Annotated in this window: 17 protein-coding genes and 2 pseudogenes; 8 read left to right on the top strand and 11 right to left on the bottom strand. The window is 67.4% G+C overall.

The genetic code is table 11. From position 1 onward, the window contains the following. Positions 1-73: 73 nt before the first annotated feature. Positions 74-1,819: a tryptophan halogenase family protein gene (locus ABD481_RS25610; protein WP_344668298.1), complete on the bottom strand. Its 1,746-nt coding sequence runs from the start codon at positions 1,817-1,819 to the stop codon at positions 74-76. A 394-nt stretch (positions 1,820-2,213) separates the two neighbouring features. Here ABD481_RS25610 and ABD481_RS25615 point away from each other — a divergent pair, with 394 nt between their 5' ends. Both ABD481_RS25615 and ABD481_RS25620 read left to right on the top strand, forming a co-directional pair. Continuing rightward, positions 2,214-4,253, top strand: a complete 2,040-nt coding sequence (locus tag ABD481_RS25615) for a RiPP maturation radical SAM C-methyltransferase (RefSeq protein ID WP_344668299.1) — start codon at positions 2,214-2,216, stop codon at positions 4,251-4,253. Positions 4,254-4,302: 49 nt separating this feature from the next. Further along, complete coding sequence (locus ABD481_RS25620) at positions 4,303-6,180, top strand: ABC transporter ATP-binding protein (protein WP_344668300.1); 1,878 nt, start codon at positions 4,303-4,305, stop codon at positions 6,178-6,180. On the opposite strand, the gene ABD481_RS25625 is transcribed toward ABD481_RS25620, so the two are convergent. The 4 genes from ABD481_RS25625 to ABD481_RS25640 all read right to left on the bottom strand — a co-directional run bounded on the left by ABD481_RS25625 (position 6,153) and on the right by ABD481_RS25640 (position 8,623). Next, the gene (locus ABD481_RS25625; protein WP_344668301.1) at positions 6,153-6,746 is read right to left on the bottom strand and encodes a TlpA family protein disulfide reductase; all 594 of its coding nucleotides are present in this window, start codon (positions 6,744-6,746) and stop codon (positions 6,153-6,155) included. The two genes, ABD481_RS25620 and ABD481_RS25625, sit on opposite strands and share 28 nt — an antisense overlap. Continuing rightward, a complete protein-coding gene (locus tag ABD481_RS25630; RefSeq protein ID WP_344668302.1) occupies positions 6,743-7,318 on the bottom strand; it encodes a MauE/DoxX family redox-associated membrane protein in 576 nt (191 codons plus the stop codon). The genes ABD481_RS25625 and ABD481_RS25630 overlap by 4 nt, the downstream gene beginning before the upstream one ends. After that, positions 7,311-8,186, bottom strand: a complete 876-nt coding sequence (locus ABD481_RS25635) for an ATP-grasp domain-containing protein (protein WP_425559285.1) — start codon at positions 8,184-8,186, stop codon at positions 7,311-7,313. Before ABD481_RS25635 ends, ABD481_RS25630 begins: the two co-directional genes overlap by 8 nt. A 230-nt stretch (positions 8,187-8,416) precedes the next feature. Then, positions 8,417-8,623: a hypothetical protein gene (locus ABD481_RS25640; RefSeq protein ID WP_344668303.1), complete on the bottom strand. Its 207-nt coding sequence runs from the start codon at positions 8,621-8,623 to the stop codon at positions 8,417-8,419. 209 nt (positions 8,624-8,832) lie between these two features. Here ABD481_RS25640 and ABD481_RS25645 point away from each other — a divergent pair, with 209 nt between their 5' ends. Then, the gene (locus ABD481_RS25645) at positions 8,833-9,567 is read left to right on the top strand and encodes a DinB family protein (RefSeq protein WP_425559287.1); all 735 of its coding nucleotides are present in this window, start codon (positions 8,833-8,835) and stop codon (positions 9,565-9,567) included. A gap of 47 nt (positions 9,568-9,614) precedes the next feature. Here ABD481_RS25645 and ABD481_RS25650 read toward each other — a convergent pair whose 3' ends face one another. Beyond that, positions 9,615-10,076 carry an SAV_915 family protein gene (locus ABD481_RS25650; protein WP_344668304.1) on the bottom strand — a complete coding sequence of 154 codons (462 nt, stop codon included), beginning with the start codon at positions 10,074-10,076 and terminating at the stop codon, positions 9,615-9,617. Between the two features lie 298 nt (positions 10,077-10,374). Between ABD481_RS25650 and ABD481_RS25655 the strand changes: the two genes are divergently transcribed. Next, the gene (locus ABD481_RS25655; protein WP_344668305.1) at positions 10,375-11,346 is read left to right on the top strand and encodes a magnesium transporter CorA family protein; all 972 of its coding nucleotides are present in this window, start codon (positions 10,375-10,377) and stop codon (positions 11,344-11,346) included. 90 nt (positions 11,347-11,436) lie between these two features. Here ABD481_RS25655 and ABD481_RS25660 read toward each other — a convergent pair. Both ABD481_RS25660 and ABD481_RS25665 read right to left on the bottom strand, forming a co-directional pair. Beyond that, a pseudogene (locus ABD481_RS25660) lies at positions 11,437-12,133 on the bottom strand (enoyl-CoA hydratase-related protein). Continuing rightward, positions 12,130-12,546, bottom strand: a pseudogene (locus ABD481_RS25665) (Clp protease/crotonase-like domain-containing protein); the annotation flags it as partial. The pseudogenes ABD481_RS25660 and ABD481_RS25665, both read right to left, overlap by 4 nt. Here ABD481_RS25665 and ABD481_RS25670 point away from each other — a divergent pair. The 4 genes from ABD481_RS25670 to ABD481_RS25685 all read left to right on the top strand — a co-directional run bounded on the left by ABD481_RS25670 (position 12,502) and on the right by ABD481_RS25685 (position 15,424). Next, positions 12,502-13,266: a thioesterase II family protein gene (locus tag ABD481_RS25670; RefSeq protein WP_344668342.1), complete on the top strand. Its 765-nt coding sequence runs from the start codon at positions 12,502-12,504 to the stop codon at positions 13,264-13,266. The pseudogene ABD481_RS25665 and the gene ABD481_RS25670 sit on opposite strands and share 45 nt — an antisense overlap. A gap of 354 nt (positions 13,267-13,620) precedes the next feature. Continuing rightward, a complete protein-coding gene (locus ABD481_RS25675; protein ID WP_344668306.1) occupies positions 13,621-14,190 on the top strand; it encodes an NADPH-dependent FMN reductase in 570 nt (189 codons plus the stop codon). Continuing rightward, a complete protein-coding gene (locus tag ABD481_RS25680; protein ID WP_344668307.1) occupies positions 14,187-14,627 on the top strand; it encodes a MarR family winged helix-turn-helix transcriptional regulator in 441 nt (146 codons plus the stop codon). The genes ABD481_RS25675 and ABD481_RS25680 overlap by 4 nt, the downstream gene beginning before the upstream one ends. Before the next feature lie 32 nt (positions 14,628-14,659). Next, entirely contained in the window at positions 14,660-15,424 is a 765-nt protein-coding gene (locus tag ABD481_RS25685; RefSeq protein ID WP_344668308.1) for an SDR family NAD(P)-dependent oxidoreductase, read from the top strand. Positions 15,425-15,768: 344 nt separating this feature from the next. On the opposite strand, the gene ABD481_RS25690 is transcribed toward ABD481_RS25685, so the two are convergent. Genes ABD481_RS25690 through ABD481_RS25700 form a run of 3 tightly spaced genes read right to left on the bottom strand, consistent with a single transcriptional unit; the run spans position 15,769 to position 19,843 of the window. Continuing rightward, entirely contained in the window at positions 15,769-17,007 is a 1,239-nt protein-coding gene (locus tag ABD481_RS25690) for a wax ester/triacylglycerol synthase domain-containing protein (protein WP_344668309.1), read from the bottom strand. 25 nt (positions 17,008-17,032) lie between these two features. Next, complete coding sequence (locus tag ABD481_RS25695; protein WP_344668310.1) at positions 17,033-18,598, bottom strand: hypothetical protein; 1,566 nt, start codon at positions 18,596-18,598, stop codon at positions 17,033-17,035. A gap of 12 nt (positions 18,599-18,610) precedes the next feature. Then, complete coding sequence (locus ABD481_RS25700; protein ID WP_344668311.1) at positions 18,611-19,843, bottom strand: cytochrome P450; 1,233 nt, start codon at positions 19,841-19,843, stop codon at positions 18,611-18,613. Positions 19,844-20,067: the final 224 nt, after the last annotated feature.

Consider the following 20,067-nt stretch of genomic DNA (forward strand, 5'->3'; position numbering starts at 1 on the left):
GATATACCACAGATGAAGTGGTCGCGCGGTCACCTCGGTTGGACGAGTCCCCGGTGTGCTCCCCGCGACGGCCTCACGTTTCGAGCAGGCGAGCGCGGGTGGGACCGAGCCAGCTGTCCTCGTCCTGGAACAGCTCGGTGATCAGACCCGGATCGTCGGCGAAGGCTTGGAGGGCGTCGGCATGCGGCATCGCGTGGCGCAGCAGCGCCTCCGCGGCGTCACGGCGCGTCCGCCAGCGCTCCAACGGCTCGGCCGTGGAGACCAGTTCGGTGGGCACCGCCTGTCCGAGCAAGATGTTGTCGACGCCGGCCAGGCCGTAGAACGGCGGGGTGGCCTGCATCAGCATGCTCCTGACAAAACCCTGCCGCCGCGCCAGCGGAGCACCCGTCGCGAAAACATCGAGCAGCGGCTGCAGGCCGGACACGTCGGTGGCGGCGCGGGCACGTTTCCAGAACGGTGTGTCCAACCGCGTATTGAACCGGTAGTGGACAGCCAGGAACCAGCGCAACGCGTCCCACTGACCGTTCAGGGACGCGTTCACCGCGTCCCGCGCGAGGGGTTCGTCCCAGCTGGCCGGCAAGACGCTGACGAAGGTCCGGATCGCTATGGTGGCCATCGCGAGTCCGGTGGACTCCAGCGGCTCGACGAATCCGTAGGAGTTGCCGACCGCCATGACGTTTCCCCGCCAGACCTGGGACCGCCGACCGGACTTGAAGCGCACGTATACGGGGTCGGAGATACCGGGGAACCGGGTGCGCAGTTCTTCGGCGGCCTGCTGATCGGAGATCTCCGACGAGTCGTAGACGTAGCCGTGATGGTCGTTCTCCGGCACCGGGATCGTCCAGCACCATCCGGCGTTCATCGTCGTCGCCGTCGTGTAGGGCTTCAGGTGCCCTTGGTGGTCGCGGTTGCCCGTGACCGCCGAATCGGTGAACAGGCTGTCGGCGTAGCTCTCGAACGGCACGCCGAGCGCCTGGCCCAGCAGTCTGGAGCGGAACCCCGTGCAATCGATGTAGAGGTCGTAGCGGAGGTCTCGGGAGTCGGTGGTCCGCAGGTGGTCCACCCAGCCGTCGCCGCCCAGGACGACCTCGGCGACCGTGGCGTCGACGTGCCGGACACCGCGACGCTCCGCGACGGCGGTGAGGTATCGCACGAACCTGACGTTTTCGAGGTGGTAGGCGCAAGGCAGGTATTTCATCAGGGAAACCGGCTCGCCGCCGAGGTTCAGCACCGGTGCCTTGTCGGCCATCATCAGCAGCGACCCGATGGAGAACCCGTCCACGCTGCCGGTGTCCGCGAGAGCTCCCAGCATCCCGACCGGGTGGCTCGCCCAGTCGAAGGGCGCGGTGAACCCGGACGGGTCCGGTCCCCAGTCGAACTTGATGCCGAGCTTCCAGGTCGGGCGGACCTCCTGGTAGAACTCGACCGGATCGATGCCGAGGTAGCAGTGCAGGAACCACAGCATCTCGGTGACCGAGGCCTCGCCGACACCGATGATCGGAATGTCCTTGGACTCGACCAGGCAGACGTCCAGCCAGGGTCTTTTGACCCGCAGCGCCAGCGCCATGAGGTAGCCGGCGGTACCGCCTCCGATCACTCCCACCGTGCGGACCGCGGCGGGGTCGTCGGGGCTCGGCCGACGCAAGTCGCGGCCGACCGGTTCCAGGATCGCGGTGAGGGCGCCCGGGTGGACACCGCCGCCGTTCCTGGCCGGGCTCAGCCAAGCGCGGACGGCCTCGGCGTCCGGTGGATCCAGCAGATCGATGGCCGTGTCGAGCCGGTTCGCCGCACCGTTCCGGCTGTGGTCCTCGGCGCCCATGTCCATAGACTCCTTCGCCTCGTCGGCGCAATCGTGGGAACGCGGGACCGCCGTCCGCCAGGGCGGGAGCGGCCGGTCCATGACGATCTCCGACGCTAGCCAGCCGGGCTCCGGGCGGTCTATACGACGTTGGTGGAGGTTGCCCGGGGCTCCACCAAAGTCGTATAGACGCTTGTTCACGTCATGGGTGAACCTGAGCGGACGGGGCCCCGGGGTTGTCGTGATCGCGACCGCCGGATCCGGCCGTTCGACAGCGGACGACCGAGCCCGCCAGGTCGGCGATCACCCCTGAGACCACACCGGGAGTGGACAGCGAATGACGCCCGAGACCGCAGGACAGCACCCCGCCCCGACGATGACGGCACCGTGTCCTCCCGAACCCCGCCCTCCCGAATTGCGCACGCCCGAACTGCGCTCGCCCGAGGTCCGCACTTCCGAAGTCCACACGTCCGAGGTCCGCAGCTGCGACGTCTGCTTGGTGTCCATGCCGTATGTGGACCTGGAGCGGCCGTCGATGGCGTTGGGCCTGATCCAGAGCATCCTGGCCGAGGACGGCATCAGCTCGCAGGTCGTCCATGCCAACCTGATGTTCGCCGAGACGGTCGGCCCGAAACTGTACAGCTTCGCGCTGGGCGCGCCGACGACGTATCTCCTGGGTGAGTGGACGTTCGCCCGCGCCGCGTTCGGCCCCCGCCCCGAGCAGGACGAGTCCTACCTGCGGCTGCTGAGCGAAGCCGGCGCGACGAACAAGGGCCGGGACTCGCAAGCGATCGTGGCGGCCGTGACCGCGCTGCGCGACGCCGCGACCGACTTCGTCGACGTGATCGCCAGGCGGGTGCTGGCCACCGGAGCCCGCGTCGTCGGGTGCACCTCGACGTTCGAGCAGCATGTCGGTTCGCTCGCCCTGCTCCGCCGGATCCACGAACTCGATCCCGAAGTGATCACGATGCTCGGCGGCGCGAACTGCGAGACGGTCATGGGCGAGGCGACGCACCGCTGCTTCCCCTGGGTCGACTACGTCGTGTCCGGGGAAGCCGACGCCCTCATCTGCGACCTGGTCCGGAAGGCGATGACCCGGGGCCGGGAGGTCGAGCCCGCCGAGCTGGCGCCCGGCGTGCTCGGCCCCCGCCATCGCGACGCGGAACCGGCGGCGGACCCGTCGGCATCGGGGCTGCCGAGGTCGATGTTCAACAGCCTGGACAGCCTGCCGGTACCGCGGTTCGACGACTACTTCGACGCCCTGGCCACTTCGCCGCTGCGCTCCCGGATCCGGCCGGGCATCCCGGTCGAGACGTCCCGCGGCTGCTGGTGGGGCGACAAGCACCAGTGCACGTTCTGCGGACTGAACGGGCTGGGCATGTCCTACCGGTCGAAGTCGCCCGATCGGGTCCTGGCGGAGTTCCGGACCCTGGCCGACCGCTACGGCGTCAACGGCTTCGAAGTCGTCGACAACATCCTCGACATGAGGTATTTCAAGACACTGCTTCCGCAGCTCGCCGACGACAGCCGCGACTGGCGGCTGTTCTACGAGGTCAAGGCGAACCTGAGCCGCGCACAGGTCGACCTGCTCGCGCGGGCGGGCGTCCGCTGGATCCAGCCCGGCATCGAGAGCCTGCACAGCGAGGTGTTGAAGCTGATGGACAAGGGGGTGACCGCCACGCAGAACATCCAGCTGCTCAAGTGGTCCCTCGAAGCGGGGATCCGGGTCTCCTGGTCGCTGATCTGGGCCTTCCCCGGCGAGAAGGACGACTACTACCGGAAGATGGCGCAGTGGATACCGCTCCTGGAGCACCTCCAGGCCCCGGGCGGCCTCAACCGGCTGCGCTTCGACCGGTACAGCGTCTATCACGCGCAGGCCCAGAAGCTCGGCCTGGTGCTCTTTCCCATCCCGTCGTTGTCCTACATCTACCCGGTGGGGAACCGGGACCTCGACGATCTCGCGTACTTCTTCACCACCGAGCCGAGCCGGGCCAAGCTGGACACGGACCCCGAGCCCGGCGCCGACCCGGCGGCGGGGCCGGGTGTGAGGGCGGTGCAGGAGGCGACGAACCGCTGGGTGTCGGCCTTCGGCGCGCGGACCCGCCCCGTGCTGACGATGACGGACCAGGACGAGGTCCTCGACGTCGTGGACACCCGTGGTTGCGCCCGCCGGCACCGGACGAGTCTCAAACACCTCGACCGCGCCGTCCTGCTGGCCTGTGACGCGGCACCGCGTCCGGACAACCTCGTCGAGCTCGTCGAGCGCGACTATGGGATCTCCGCCTCCCCCGACCAGGTCGCCCAGGCGCTCGACGCCCTCGTGCGGGACAACCTGGTGCTCCTCATCGACGACCGCGCACTCGGCCTCGCGGTGAACGGAACCGTGGCGCCGATACCGAACGAGTCCGAGTTCCCCGGGGGCAGCGCCAGGCTCACGGACCGGCTGGAAGCCTGAGCGGCCCGGCGAAGGAACGGACCGTCGGCCCGGACCGGGAGACGGCTTGATGAGCGCGTCCGGGCGGAGCGCCGAAACCGTTCGCAAGCTGCTGCGTTACACGGCCCCGGAACGGTTCCTGCTGGTCCTGACGCTGCTGCTGGCGGCAGCGGGCACGGCGCTGTCCGCCCTCGGGCCGAAGCTGCTCGGCAAGGCCACGGATCTGATCTTCGCCGGAACCCTGGGGCGGAACCTGCCTCCGGGCACCGACAAGGCCGCGACGATCGCGAGCCTGCGAGCCGCGGGCCGGGGAGAGCTCGCCAACCTGTTGTCCTCGGCGGACTTCGCCCCGGGTGCGGGCGTCGACTTCGGCCAGGTCGGCGACGTCCTGGCGACCGTGTCCGTCCTCTTCCTGCTGGTGTTCCTGCTCGGCGTGCTCCAAGCCCGGCTCACCGCGATCGCCGTCAACCGCTGGGTCCATCGGCTGCGCCGGGACGTCCAGGCGAAGCTGTCCCGGCTGCCCCTGGGACACCTCGACGGCCGGCCACGCGGCGAGATCCTGAGCCTGGCCACCAACGACATCGACAACCTCGGCCAGTCGTTGCAGCAGACGCTGGGCCAGGTCGTGCTGGCCGTCCTGGGCATCATCGGCGCCGGCGTGATGATGTTCCTCACCAGCCCGACACTGCTGCTGGCGACGCTGCTCACCGTCCCGCTCCCGCTCCTGGTCGCCGCCCGGACCGGCGCGCGCTCGAAGCCGCGGTTCGTGGAGCAGGCGCAGGCGATGGGACGACTGAATGCCTACGTCGAGGAGGCTTACAGCGGACACGCACTGGTGCGGGCCTTCGGGCGGAGCGAGGAGTCGGCGGCGGCGTTCCAGGAGCACAACGAGGCTTTCCGGGAGGCGAGTTTCAAGGCACAGTTCATCTCGGGCCTCATCCAGCCGGCGACGACACTGCTCGGCAACCTCACCTACGTGCTCATCGCCGTCGTGGGCGGTCTGCGGGTGGCCTCCGGAGCGATGTCGCTGGGCAGCGTGCAAGCGTTCATCCAATACTCGCGACAGTTCAACCAGCCCTTGACCCAGGCCGCGGCGATGGCGAACCTGCTGCAGTCCGGACTGGCGTCGGCGGAGCGGGTGTTCGACCTGTTGGAAGCTCCGGAGCTGAAACCCGATCCGGTTCCGGCCGTGGAACCGTCCCGCGTCCGTGGGCACGTCGAGTTCCGTGATGTCTCGTTCGGCTATTCGGCCGACCACCCGCTGATCGAGCACCTGTCCCTGACCATCGAGCCGGGCCAGACCGTCGCGATCGTCGGCCCGACCGGCGCGGGGAAGACCACCTTGGTCAATCTGCTGATGCGGCTCTATGAGATCGACAGCGGACAGATACTCCTGGACGACGTGGACACGGCACTGATGACGCGCGAAGGCTTGCGGTCCCACACCGGCATGGTGTTGCAGGACGCCTGGCTGTTCGGCGGCACGATCGCCGAGAACATCGCCTACGGCACGGTCGGTGCCGGCCGGGACCAGATCCGCCGGGCCGCCGTGGCGACCCAGGTCGACCACTTCGTCAGGACCCTGCCGGACGGCTACGACACGATGGTGGACGACGAGGGGTCCAACCTCAGCGCCGGCGAGAAGCAGCTGATCACCATCGCCCGGGCCTTCCTGGCCCAGCCGGCCATCCTCATCCTCGACGAGGCGACCAGTTCGGTCGACACCCGCACCGAAGTCCTGATCCAGCGTGCGATGAACACCCTGCGTGAAGGCCGGACGTCGTTCATCATCGCGCACCGGCTCTCCACGGTCCGCGACGCCGACCTGATCCTGGTGATGGAGAACGGCCGGGTCGTGGAGCAAGGGACGCACGACGCGCTTCTTCGGAACTCCGGAGCCTACTCACGCCTGTACAAGGCTCAGTTCAGCGAGTCGCTGGACGAGTGATGACCGGCTTGCGCGGCACCCGACCAAGTCTCGACCAGCGCCTCCCAGTCGCCGGTGCCGACGAGCCCGCGTGCTCTGACGACACCCCGGTCGAGGTGGTAGAAGAACGGAGTCGACTTGCGAGGGTTGTAGGCGTGGAGCGGGTGGTCGCGCGGAATGAGGAGGACACCGCACGGAATGTCGTACTGGCGTACCAGCCTGGCGAGCCCGGACGTCGTCTTGTCGTTCTCCAGGAACGCCGCGGCGAGCAACTCGCCCCCGGTCCCCCGCGCGAGGTCCCGCCATTCGCCCAGCAAAGGCAGGTACCGCCGGCAGCCGGCGCAGTGGTCGGAGATGAAGATCAGTGTCACCGTGGAGCCGAGATAGCGGCTGGAGTCGACCACGCCACCGTCGAGCGCCTCGGCCGAGAAGGCGGGCGCGGGCCTCCCGACCGGGAGGCTCGGCACGCGAAGCGGGTACTTGACCGGGTCCAGCAGGAACCGGAGCCGCCCGGCGAGCCGCAGTATCAGGAGGCTGTTTCCCAGGCAGAGCACCAGCACGATCAGGGTGAGAAGGTGTCCGCTCATCCGTTTCCTCGGTTCGAGTTCGGCGTACGGTCGGGCCCGACCAGCAGGGCCAGCGCCTCGATGTGGACCAGCACCACGGCGAGGACGCCGGCGCAGAGCACGTCGGCGGCGATCGCCTCCACGGACAGCCGGGCACCGGAATCGCGGTGCAGTACCGCCAGGGCGAGCCCGGTAAGCGCACACGCGAGGAGGACGAGGTTGCGCAGGACATGGATGCCCGACACCACCTCCGCCGAGCCGCCGAAGCAGTTGCAGCGGACCTGGGTCCGCCGCAGAACCGCGGAGCCGATGATCACGCAGTAGGCGGCGAGCAGTGCGGCTCCCGCGGCGAACGCCGCCACCAGCGGGTAGCCGTCGTCCAGGGTGAGACCGGCGATGCCCAGTTCGATCAGCACGACCGCGATCGCGGTCGGCCGGGCCGTTCGCGGCCCGAGGCCCGTCAGGACGCCCACGGTGTCCGCGAACTCGCGCAGGCGGGCCGTCTTCGGCAGCGCAGCGACGCCGAAGACGATGCCGATCACGGCGCGCAGGAACACGAGCGCGTGATCGGTGAAGGCGGCCGTGTCACCCATGGGCCGAGCCTCCGTGAGCCAACCTGTCCGCGACCGCATCAGTGATCCGCAGCTCGGGGACCCGTTGCTCAACGAACATGAACTTCCCCGTCGGATTGACTTCGAGGAACACGAACCGGCCGTCCGGATGCCGGATCAGATCGACCGCGCCGTATTCGAGCCCGTAGCTCCGCACGAACTCCACACAGCGTTCCCGCACGTCGTCCGGAAGGACCGTCGCCTTGTAGACGACGTCCGCGGTGAAGTCGCGGAAGTCGACTCGCGTCCGTTCGTCGTCCTGGGAGTGGATCTCCGCTGCGAAGACGTCGGCGCCGACAACGGTGGCCCGCACCTCGTAGTCCTTCGGAACGTATTCCTGGAACTGGCAGGGAGCCACCTTGACCGAGTCCAGCCTCCGAAGGTCGTCCGGTGTCAGCATCCGCGTCGCCAGGCGGACGGCCGGGGCGGGCACCGGGTCCGGGCCCAGACGGCCGGCCATCGCCCCGGCTCCGGCCATGCTCTTGACGATGACCTGGCCGCGGTGCTTCGCGTAGAACGCGTCCACCTGGCCGGGGTCGGTGGTCACCAGCGTTTCCGGGACGGCGAAGCCCATCCGGGCGGCGCGCGCCAGCTGCTCGCCCTTCCAACTCGCGGAACGAAGCGCCTCCGGGGCGCTCATCCAATAGCACTGGAAGGACGAGTACAGCGTCTGTAGTGCCTGTTCCCGCTCCGCGGCGACGAATCGTCGCTCGTAGTGCTGGAGGTCTGCCGGGAACTCGTAATAGAAGGGCCTGCGGAACCAGATGGAAAGTGTCTCGCCGGCGTGGATGAACCGCCGACTGTTTGTCAGCGCCAAACCACCGGACCAGGTGCCGTCCCGCAACTCCATTCGGAACTCTGCACATTCCTGGAGGTCTTCGGCATTCAACCGAATCGGCTCACAGCTCATGCTGCCAAGTTTCGAAACCATGACGTCGGAATGGCGGTCGGCCCGGCCCGTGAGAATAAGAACACGCCTATTCCCCATACCAATAGCTCCTCGTCGCTGCCGGGCATCTGTGAAGTGGAGGCCAGGTTTCCGGGCCGCCATCACGCCGGACCGGAGCCGACGGAGTCACCTCAGCAGAGGTTCTGGAATTCGAGCCAGAAGGTGGCGCTGACTCCCCAGAACGGAGAGGTGCACAGGTCCAGCGAGACTTGGGTGTCAGTCGCGCCGACCCAAACCTGGTCCTCTGCGTCGTACGCACCGTCCCAATGCAGACCTTCGAAGATATCGATGTCGCTTTCCGGCGCCGGTGCGGATTCGAGCACGAACGGAGGTGCCATGATGTATCTCCGATCAGTCAGGAAATGTTGTCCTTCTCGAACCGTAGCGACCGCCGGGACACGAGGCCATGCCACCTTTGTCGTAGTACTGAGCTTTAAGGCGTGGTGGGGAAGTCGTCGACGGCCGACAGTTGTGAGGATGGAGGCCGGTGAGCGGTTCGCCGCCGGCGACGACCGGGGAGGCTGGCTTGTCGGTGCCCGGACCTAGTATGCGGAGCATGACGCGGTATATCGACGAGGATCTGCACGGTGCGGAGTTCCGCGAGTGCGATCTGACCGGGGCACGCCTGATCGGCGTGGTCATGCAGGATGCCGTGATCGACGGGCTCGTCACCAACCTCGTGGTGAACGGTGTCGAGGTCACCGAGTACGTCGAGGCAGAGCTCGACCGGCGTCATCCGGTGCGGGTGCTGATCCGCTCCGAGGACCCTGACGATCTGCGCGAGGCATCGCGTCAGCTCCATGCCGGCTGGACCGCCACGATCGAGCGGATCCGCCGTACGCCCGGCATCGAGCGCCGCAGCGTGAACGACGAGTGGTCGGCGGTGCAGACGATGCGCCACCTGGTCTTCGTCCACGACTCGTGGTTCCGCCGCTGCTGCCTGGGCTCGACGGAGCTGTTCACCCCGATGGGCATCGGGCCGACCGTCGAGCCCTACCGTGGAGCGCACGGGCTTGACCTCTCGCTCGATCCGGCCCTCGACGAGATCGTGAGCGTGCGCGACGCGCAGGCCGCCGAACTCGAGGCCTGGCTCGACGAGGTCACCGCCGTGCAGCTCGCAGCGCCCGCGCCGGTGCCCGACGACGATGTCTGGCCGCCGTACGCCCGGGGCCGCTCGGTGCGGCAGTGCCTCCGCACGGTGCTCAACGAGACCTTCGAGCACCACCGCTTCTGCGTTCGCGACCTCGACCTGATCGAGGCACAAGACGCCGAGTGTCGATGATGGAGACCGGGGTCCTATAGTCTGCGGCGATCTCCGCGAGCTGGCGTTCAGTGGGCATGGCGCATCGCCAGCGACAGGTATGCCAGACGCACGCGGGGGCGCCTGGGCTTCGGCGCGGGACGGCCGACGGATTCCACTGGAGCCAGGGCCAAGACTGGTGCCGGAGCCGGGGCCAGGGCCGGAACCGGATCGGGATTCCCAGCGGCGGCGAGTGCGGGCACTGGCACCGACACTGACACTGACACTGACACCGGCACCGGCACCGGCACCGGCACCGCATCGATCCGCATCTGCGCCGCACCGGCCAGTCCGAACATCTCACGAGCCACGGCACCGTTCAGCGGAATCCACTCCTGCTCGGACCCGAACACCTCGGCGAGTGCGGGCAGCGAGGTGAAAGCCAGTCCGACCCGCTCACCCGTGTCCAGCCGACCGGTCCGCACGGCGACCGAGCCGCACCGGCCAGGCCGGACCGGCACCATCAGCAGTCGATCGTCACCCTCACCCATGGCACTGCTCCTGATTCGTACGCGGACCCCGGCCGACGGTTCCGACCAGGCGTCCCGAAATCGACGCTAGGACGCTTGGAGCCTGGTGAGGGGGGCGCCAACACGATCCAAAGCAGCGCGGCCAAAACGAAAACGCTTCGCAAGCACTGTTTGTGAACACAGTCACAAGGCAGGTCCGGGTGACCGATGAGGATTGCCACCCCCGCCGTTGGCTGTGGCTGCCGGCCCTCCGGAAGCGCTGCTTCGTCCCCGGTGATGCCTCAGGGCCGGTCCGACGGCAGCAGCTAGGGTGACGTCCATGTCACGCACCCGCCTGTACCGCAACGGAGTGTTGGAAGCCGAGAACTTCGACCCGGCGCGGATCTCCGATCACCTGGCCGATCCGTCCTCGGTGGTGTGGTTCGACTTGTGCGAGCCCACCGCCGAGGACCTGGCCGCGGTCAGCGAGGAGCTCGGCCTGCACCCGCTGGCCGTGGAGGACGCAGTCCACGTACACCAGCGCCCCAAACTCGACCGCTACGCCTCTCACCTGTTCCTGACCGCCTATGCGGTCGACCTGGACGAGTACACCGGGCAACTCGTCAAACACGAAGTCGCCGCCTTCATCACCACCGGCGCGCTGGTCACCGTCCGTAAAAGCGAAGGATTCCGCATCGACAAGGTCCTCGAACGCTGGGATGCCTCCCCGGACCTGGTCAAGTACGGCGTCGGCTTCCTGCTTCACGGACTGCTGGACTTCATCGTCGACACGCACTTCGAAGCCGTGCAGACCTTCGACACCCAGATCGAGGGCCTGGAGGAGCAACTCTTCGACGGCAACCCGAAGGACAGCGAGATGCAGCGGCGCACCTTCGAACTGCGCAAGTCGCTGGTCTCCCTGCGCCGAGTCGTCATGCCGATGCGTGAGGTCGTCAACGCCGTCCTGCGCCGCGACCTGCACATCGTCGACCAAGAGATAGTGCCGTACTTCCAGGACATCTACGACCACGTGCTGCGCGCCACCGAATGGACCGAGTCACTCCGGGACCTGGTCACCGCGATCTTCGAGACCCACCTGACCATCCGCTCCAACCACCTGAACGTCATCATGAAGCAGGTCACCAGCTGGGCCGCCATCATCGCCGTCCCCACAGCCGTCACCGGCTTCTACGGACAGAACGTCCCCTATCCAGGCTTCGGCCACACCACCGGATTCTGGACCTCCACCGGCGTCACCATCGGCCTGTCCGCGATCCTCTTCGCCGTGTTCCGGCGCAAGGACTGGCTCTGAACACTGAACACAGAACACAGAACACAGAACACAGACATCGAGTTCGGCTCGCAGGGTCGGTCACGTCTTCGTCCATTGAGGTCGATGACGTCAGCATCCCCTCCAGCGCGGCGCTCTCTTCTCGACGAAGGCAAGCGGGCCCTCCTCGGCGTCGGCGCTGTGCATGCGGTGCTCCTCCCACGTGTATCGGGTCCGGAAGGCCTGCTCCAGTGGGATGGTTGCTGAGGTGGCTGCGGTGTCCCAGGGCGATGCGGTACGGGGCCTGGCGGGTGAGGCGGAAGACGCCGCCGGCTCCTGCTATCAGTCCGAGTTTCGCCTCTGGCAGGGCGAAGGTGGCATGGTCGGCGGCTACGATCACGTCGCAGGCGAGGGCTAGTTCGAAGCCGCCGCCGAAGGCGTGGCCGTTGACCCTGGCTATGACGGGTTTCGTCAGGGTGAACCGTTCGGTCAGGCGGGGCCATCCCGGCTTTCCGCGGCTGCCGAATGTTGCGGGGGCGGCCGCACCGCTGCGGATTCGCTCTGCCAGTTCCTTGAGGTCCTGGCCCGCGGAGAAGGCCCTGTCCCCGGCGCCGGTGAGCACGGCGAGCCACAGCTCGTCGTCGGTTTCGAAGTCGTCCCAGATCAGGGCCAGTTCCTCGTGCATGCGAAGGTCCATGGCGTTGAGGCAGTCGGGCCGGTTCAGCGTCACGTACGCGACCCGGCCCCGCTTCTCGTATCGGGTCCCGGTCAGTTCGTCCAACCCGGCCAACCCGGCCAACCTCCGGCCGCCGACCCCCAGTCCGCTCATGCGCGCGACTCTCCGCCGGCTGCGGAGGCTGCCGAGAAGCGGCCGACTTTCCCGATAACGTCCGCGCTGTACAGACGCAGCGACTGCTGCAATGCGAACTCGGCCATGTACTGCCGGAACGCCTCCGGCGGTTCCTCGGCCAGTTTGACCATCCGGCGGTTGGTGATCACCGCGGGGCTGTCGAGGCGTTCGAGAGCCGTCTGGACGGCTCCGTCCACCTCCTCGGGCTCGACGACGTCATCGAACAGGAACCGGGCGTCGGGCTCGGTGGCGCGGACGCAGCGGCCCCAGAGCACCACCTGGCGGGAGATCCGCCCGCCCGCCAATCGGCCGAGGCGCAGGTTCCCCGCACCGGGCACGATCCCTTCCTGCGCCGCGGGCAGGCTGAAGTAGGCGTCACTCGCCGCGATCACCCGGGCGTCACGTTCGTCCTCGCACCGTTCGCCGGCGGCAGCGCCTACTCACTGGTCGACCTGCCGCCCCTTCTGACCCGGCCGGGCGACACGGTACTGGTGCTCCAATACCCCGGCCGGGGCCCCCGCATCTCCGAGCCGCACGCCTCAAGCCTGCCCGCCCTCGCAGCCGAAGCCGCCCACGACATCGCCCGGCACACCACCGGCGAGCTGGTAATGGCCGGACACAGCATGGGCGGAGTCCTGTGCTACGAGATCGCCTCGAAACTGACCACAATGGGCCGCCCCCCGGCCTGGGTGGTCGTCTCAGCCGCCCGCACCCCGGACCGCAACCGCCTGGACTCAGCACGGGTACTGTCAATGACCCGCGAGGACTGGCTCGCCGAAATCGCCGGCGGCCCAGCCGCACCAGCCTCCCCGACCTCCCCGACCGAGACCGACGAAGTCACAGACCTCGTCATCCCAGTCATGCGCGCCGACTACCTGATGCTCGCCCGCTACCAACCCGCCCAAGTCCCCCTGACCGTCCCCCTCCTAGCGCTAGGCGGCGCGACCGACCCATGGATCACCGACGACCACCTGACAGCCTGGAGCACCTGGACAACCACCCACTTCGAACGCAGAACGCTACCCGGCGCCCACTTCTACTACCGGGATCAGCCCGCCGAGTTCTGCGCGGCGATTCGGGAGGGGCCTCGTCGGAGCGTCAGCTGGGTCTGATGGTGTGCGGGGGCGGCAATCGCCGGAAAAGTATCTGGATATTGAGATGGGCGACGACGCCCGCAGATCGTTGAGATCCGCATTGGACGCCCCATCCACACACCCTGACATCCTGGAGCGTCCCCCACCCAGCCAGGTCGATCAGCCCGGTTGCCGACAACCATCAGCTTGAGTCGACCGCCCACTATGGCCTCGGTTTTCGCTGTTTTCGCAGGGCCGGGCAGTGCGTCAATCGGGTCGGTGCGGTTGGGGAGCCGCATCCATTCCCATCGCATAGCCAGGGCCGCGCCGACCCCTCGTAGCGAGACAGGTGCCTTGCACCGCGTTCCATAGTCGGCTATAAAATAGCCGACTATGGAACTGATCGATGTGCTGGCCGTCTGCGGCAGCGGCCGTGCCGGCTCGCTCAATCAGGCGTTGCTGCAAGCAGCGCAAGAGCTGGCCGAGGACCCTCTGCGGGTCCAGATATGGGGGGACCGCCCCCTCATCCCCCACCTCGACGCAACCCGCGGGCGCCCGTTCCCACCGACCGTCGAAGCCCTGCGTGAACGCGTGTCGGCAGCTGACCTACTACTGATCGTCACACCTGAGCTCAACCGGGGAATCCCCGGCGCGCTCAAGGACACCATCGACTGGCTCTCGGTTCTTGCCCCACCCAGGCCGTTGGTCGGCAAGCCCGTCGTGCTCATGAGCGCATCGCCGAACAAGTTCGGCGGAGCCTTCGCGCAATTGCAGCTCGGCGACATGCTGCGGCGAGCCGGCGCCGAGGTCCTCACCGACTTCGATATCGCCATCGGATTCGTCCACGATCATATCGACGCCGCCGGCGTCCTCACCGGCCAGGAGCCGCGGCAGGAGATCACAGCCCTTTGGCGGCGAGTCCTGGCCGAGATCACCGCCCGGCGCCGGCCGGTACCGGCATGACCACCGGACGCGAGATCGCGGCGGAAGCCGGACCGATCGGCTATGCGCTCGCACAGGCCTCACGAGCACACCGCCTCGAAATGCAGCGGCAGATGACGCAGCTCGGTCTGCACCTCGGCCAGGAGCTCCTGATCGTCGATCTGCACCAGCACCCCGGCACCACGCAGGCCGACCTGGTCGGGCGCATCGGCATGGAACAACCCACCATCGCCAAGGCCATCACCCGCATGGAGCGGGCGGGATTCGTCGAACGCGTCGCAGACCCCGGCGACCGCCGCGTCACCCGCCTGCACCTGACCGAACAAGGCGAAGACGTGGTTCAGGCCGTCATCTCCGCATGGGCCGACATCGAGAGCCGGGCTGTCGACGGGCTCACCCCGGCCGAGGCCGACCACCTCACGCGACTGCTCAACACCGTACGCGACAGCCTCGCCTGATCCCGGGCGTGCCAACGATCGAAGGGACACGTATGGAACTCGGCCTGGCAGGCAAGACAGTGCTGGTCACCGGCGCGAGCTCGGCCATCGGCAAAGCCACCGCATTGGCCTTCGCCGACGAGAAGGCCCACATAGCAGTGGGCTACCACCGCCACCGCGAAGCCGCGGAGGAAACAGCGGCCTCGGCGCGACAGCGCGGTGCCACCGCGATCACCTGGCAGCTCGATCTCAACCAGACCGATACGCTGGAAGCGGCAGTCCAAGATGCCCGCCGGCAGCTCGGACCGATAGATGTTCTGGTCAACAACGCTGTGAACTGGCCGTCATGGCCCGAGCCGGGCGAACTGTTCGAGACCGCACCCCCGGAACGATTCGCCGCCTCGGTCACCGCCAACCTGCTCGGACCCTACCTGCTCGCCCGCGCGGCGGTCACCGACATGCGGGCGCGAGGCTGGGGCCGCATCGTCAACGTCTCCACCGGCCTGGTCGAGGACGGCTTTCCCGGCAATGTCTCCTACGTCGCGGCCAAGTCCGGACTGCACGGCCTCACGCGCGTCATGTCCAGAGAACTGGCCGCAGCCGGAATCCTCACCAATGTCGTCATGCCCGGCTTCACCCCCGCGGACAAACACATGCCACCCCAGCTCATCGACACAGCAAGCACAGCCGCCGCGACCAAGCGGGTATCGGAGCCCGAAGACGCAGCCCGCATGATCGTCTTCCTCTGCTCGGCCGCCAACACCAACACGACCGGCGAGGCCATCAGAACGGACGGCCACTTCCTCAGCCCCGGCTGACCCGTCCAGCTCACAGGCGCACTCCTTCTTCTCTCGCGCGAGCTGGAATGCCGAGATCCTGGGGACCACGCCAGCGCACCTGATCGGCAGAACGCTGCTGCCGGACGGGGCCAGGCCGGGCCAAGACCGTCGCCGTGGACGACACGCTGTTCAAGCGGCGCGGGAAGAAGGTGTTCGGCGCGGCGTGGCAGCACGCAGCGCGGCGATCGGCGGCAAACCGGTCGGCTATGCGAACTAGGCGACGTCAATACACGCGGCGCTGTTCAGCTGGAGGTCCGCAGTCACACAGACCGGACCAGTAGTCGATTCACACCGTCGCATCGGACACAACTGAGGCGATTCGCTCAATGTTGAGCGAGGACCGGCCGCTCCTCCACCTCAGCGCGCCATACCTGGTGGATGCGGTCCATGCCGGGGAGCGCTGAGTCGGTCACGAATACGGCTCGGGAGGCTCCCTCGTAGCTGATCATCAGTGCGGATACGGGGGCGCCGGCGGGTAGGGCTGTGATGGGGTCGATTGCTTGGACGGGGTCTCCGTTGTAGGCCAGGGGGTGGCGAATCGCGAAGTGGGAGGAGCAGGCGGCGGCCCGTTTGGGTGAGAGCAGGGTGCGGAACGATGCCTGGATGAGCCAGGGCGGGATGCTGTCGAACGTTCGGCGGATCGCCTCGCGGTATGGGGGTTGTTTCAGTGGTGTGGTGGCCGCCACGGCCATCTGCAGCGTTCGGCTGAGGGGCTCGGTGTGTCCGGGCAGGGTGAAGCGACCTGTGGTGACGTGGTTTCCCGGGGTATCGGCGAGTGCGGGGCTGCGTAGGTTGATCGCCATGGTCACGGGCATGCCGGGTCCGCTGTGGCGGGGGTGGCCGTGCGCCGCCCAGTGGGAGACGGCGCGGGTCATGGTGGCCAGGAAGGCGTCGTTGGCGCTGCCGTGGTGGGGGGCGGCGAGGCTGCGCAGGGAGTCGGTTGGTACCTCAGTCCACTGGTATGCCCATTGGTCGGAGTACCCGTGGTCGGGGTGCGGCCAGAGGCCGGACTTGGCTGTCGAGTGGGCGAGCAACCGAACAGCATAGGTACGGTGACGAAGGGTTGGGCGCGGTGGCGTGATCAGCCCACGTACCGTCGCCGACGAGGCGGCCGCGGGCACGGGAGCGGTGGCGAACAGTATCTCCAGCGTGCGGGCCATGCCGCCGGTGTCTTGGATGCCGTGGCTGATTCGGTAGACGAGGGCATACCGACCGGGGCTGTAGCCCTGCACCAGCGTCATGGTCCACGGCGGTCTGCCGTCAGCAAACGGCTCCTGATGCAGGTTCCGGACGACCTCGTGGATGTTCGTTCCTTCGGGGACTTCGCGGACACCGAGGTGGTCTTCGAGGTTCGGGGGCTGGAGGTGCCAGACCGCCGAAGTTCCGCGGCCCACCAAGGTCAGGGACAGTGCGGGACTTTGCCCGAGACGTTCGCGGACATGATCGATGAGGCGTTTCAGGGGAGGGGCCTGCCCCGCCAAGTGCAGGACGAGCCCGATGCGCATGGACCGGTCGTGATACAGCACGCTGTCCAGCGGTCCCGGTTGTGCCTCACGGTTCATGAGGACAGTTCCTCTCGCGTAGAGGTCAGCAGCTGCCTAGCGATTGGTCTCCTGGCTCGCCGAGCAACAGGTTGTCGTAGAGCAAAGGTCCCGCGGTGTAGCACACCCTGATTCCGAGATTCACCTTGTTGTCGAGGGACTGGAGGAGCTCGTCTCCATCGCACACAGGACATCCGCTGTGTTCGTCCGTCGCTCCCAGGTAGTCCACGCCGGCTCGCCTTCGCTCCTTCGAGACGGAGTTGAAGAACCGGGTCGCCCAAGGAATCTGTTTCTCGTTGAGGTCAGCGCCACCAACATTCGAGCGATGGGCAGCCAGGAACACGTCCGATGTCAGCTTCCACGCGCCGTCCACATAACGCACCTGTCCGGATCCATGGCTGCCCAACTCGGGAAAGGCTCCCGGAACTCGCCCTCGGACCTCCATGGTGAGACGTACACAGTCCAGTAGCTCCTTCTGCTTCTCCTCACTCAGGTGCGCGGTGCGTGGTCGTGCCCATTCGACCATCCGGTGTACGTGTTCTTGTGTCAGGTTCGGTCGAGTTTCGCGCAGCACTCCGGCCAACGCGCCGCATGTCGTGACCTCCAGAACCTGATCATCACCGTCGCCCCGCGCACGCCAATAGGTCGCGTAATCGGACATCCAGGCTATTGACCGGTAAACGAGTTCTTCCTGTTCCGCAGGGGTCAGGTCACCGGCCGCATCTCCCAATTCCGCGGCCAACTCCCGAAGGCGGGTGAGGAGTCGCGGGGTGTGCGTCCCGATCATCAGTCCCCGGGTCCGGTCGATGAATTCTTTCTTCTGCGGAGGGTTGACCCACGTGTTCACATGCTCTGCGGATCGCACCAGAACCTCGGTCATCTCGGACGGCCAGCCGGCCCCGGCTCCGAACCGGCGCACCGCCTCGGGGCTGGGCGCTCGTCCGCGCACATCTGCGCGCCAGGCTTTATGCGGGTGCTCGCCACGATAGGCGAGCCACGTGGCACCCACCATGTGATGCGCTGCGACGACACTGAAGAAACGAGTGAGGGCCGCGTCGTTGTCGGGGTCTGCCCCGGCCTCGTCCAGGGCACCGTAGAAGCCTGCGATCCCCCACATGGCGGTGCCCTTGCACCAGGCCTCTCCGAGGGCCGGAAGCTCCCAGTCGCCCACGCCACGACCGGACCCGCGCACCCACTTGAACCCCTGGTGCACCATGGCGGCGCACACCTCCCCGAGGCGGCCGATCCACTCCGCTCCGCCCGGTGTGCGGCACAGCCCCCGGAAGGCCCCGTGCCGCCAGGCGGCGTCCACGACAGCCAGCGCCCGGTACTCGTCGCTGCCGTCGCTGCCGTCGCTGTCCTCCAGCACCTCAAGCAGGGGTCGGCCGTGGGTCAGCAGGTACGCTTCGAAGTCGAGGAAGTCCTTGACACCCTCGACCCAGTCCCGGTTGCTGCCCGAAACACGTTGTCTGAGCTCGCCGATCAGTCTCGTCTTCGTAAGGGGGCTGTCACACTCATCGATCTCCGCGCAGGCGTCGTACACCGACGCCATGAACGCGTCTCTCTGGTTGCCGTAGAGCCAGTCAGCCCAGCATTGGCCGTAGGTCTTCACGTTGCGTCCCTCCTATTCGATGGCACAGGGAAGGCGCTCGATCCCGTTGACAAGGCTCGCCTTCACCCAGGTGGGCTGGTCTGTGGTGTGGAAGCCGGGAAACCGCGTGTAGAGCTCGTTGAAGAGGGTCGTCATCTGGCGTCGGGCCAGATGGGCGCCCAGACAGATGTGGGGGCCTCCCCCGCCGTATCCGACGTGCGGGTTGGGGGACCTCGTGACGTCGAAGGCGCGCGGGTTCCTGAACACTCCCTCGTCCTGGTTCGCGGAGCAGTGGTAGAGGAGCACGCGATCCCCTCGCCGGTAGGTGTACCCGTGGAGTACGTGGTCGCGGGTGACATTGCGTCTCACCCACGCGACCGGCGTCGCGCACCTGACGATTTCGTCGACGGCGGTGGGGAGGGCACCCAGCAGCAACGCCCGCTGTGCCGGATTCTGCGTCAGCAGGTGGACTCCGTGCGACAGCGCGTGGCGCGTCGTCTCCACCCCGGCCGCGACCAGCAGAGTGAAGAAGCGGCCCAGTTCGAGGTCGGTCAGGAACTCACCGTCCAGGTTCGCCGTGACCAGGACGCTGATCAGGTCCTCAGCCGGTCGCTTGCGGCGGACCTCGGCCAGGTCCGCCACGAATCCGTGCATCACGGCGAACTTCTCTTTGATGAACGCTTCCCGCGCTTCGGGGCTTGGGAAGTCCAGGTTCCCCGAATCGCTGATTGCCAGCACGATATTCACGGCGGCCATAAGCTCCTGGCCCGCTGACGCGGGGATCCCCATCATCGAGAAGGCAGTTCCGACGGTCAGCGGTGTCGACACCGTCTCCACGAAGTCGCTCTCGCGCCGATCGGCCAGACCATCCACCAGACGGGTGACGCGCTCCTGGATGTCCGCCTCGAACCGGGCGAGGATTCGCGGAGTGAACGACCCTGAGATGATCCGGCGCAGGCGGGCATGCCGGGGGTCGTCCATGCTTTCCATGGAACCGCCGTACTTCTCCGTGCCCGCCGGCAGATCGTCCAGGCGGACGGCGCTGGGTTCGGAGCTGAACGCCCCTGGGTTCCGGGCGGCCTCGACGACATCCGCATGCCGCGTGAGCGCATAGAAGCCGACGGTCCCCTCGCGCGGGCAAAACACCGGACCGTCTGCCGCGCGCAGTTCGGCGAACAGCTCATCTCGGACAGCCGGAGGCTGTGTCCAGAACGACGCGGTCATGAGGTCCTTGTTGACCATCACGCCACCGGCTCCCGTCTGCATCGCCAGAGGATCGAGGTGCGTCTCAGTCGTCTTACTGCGTCTCAGTCGTCTTACTTTGAAGCACCACCTGTTGCCACCGCTGAAAGCCTCCGCACGGCCCTCCTTTCGGTGTCTCAGCACGTCAGACGGAGGGCAAGTGTGGCGCGAGGTGGCAGCGACCGGCGACGACCCGGCGTCTTGCCGCCATCCCCTCGTTCCTGGTCCACACCGCGCATACCGACAGC

The sequence above is a fragment of the Catenulispora yoronensis genome, assembly GCF_039531695.1.
Taxonomy (GTDB): Bacteria; Actinomycetota; Actinomycetes; order Streptomycetales; family Catenulisporaceae; genus Catenulispora; species Catenulispora yoronensis.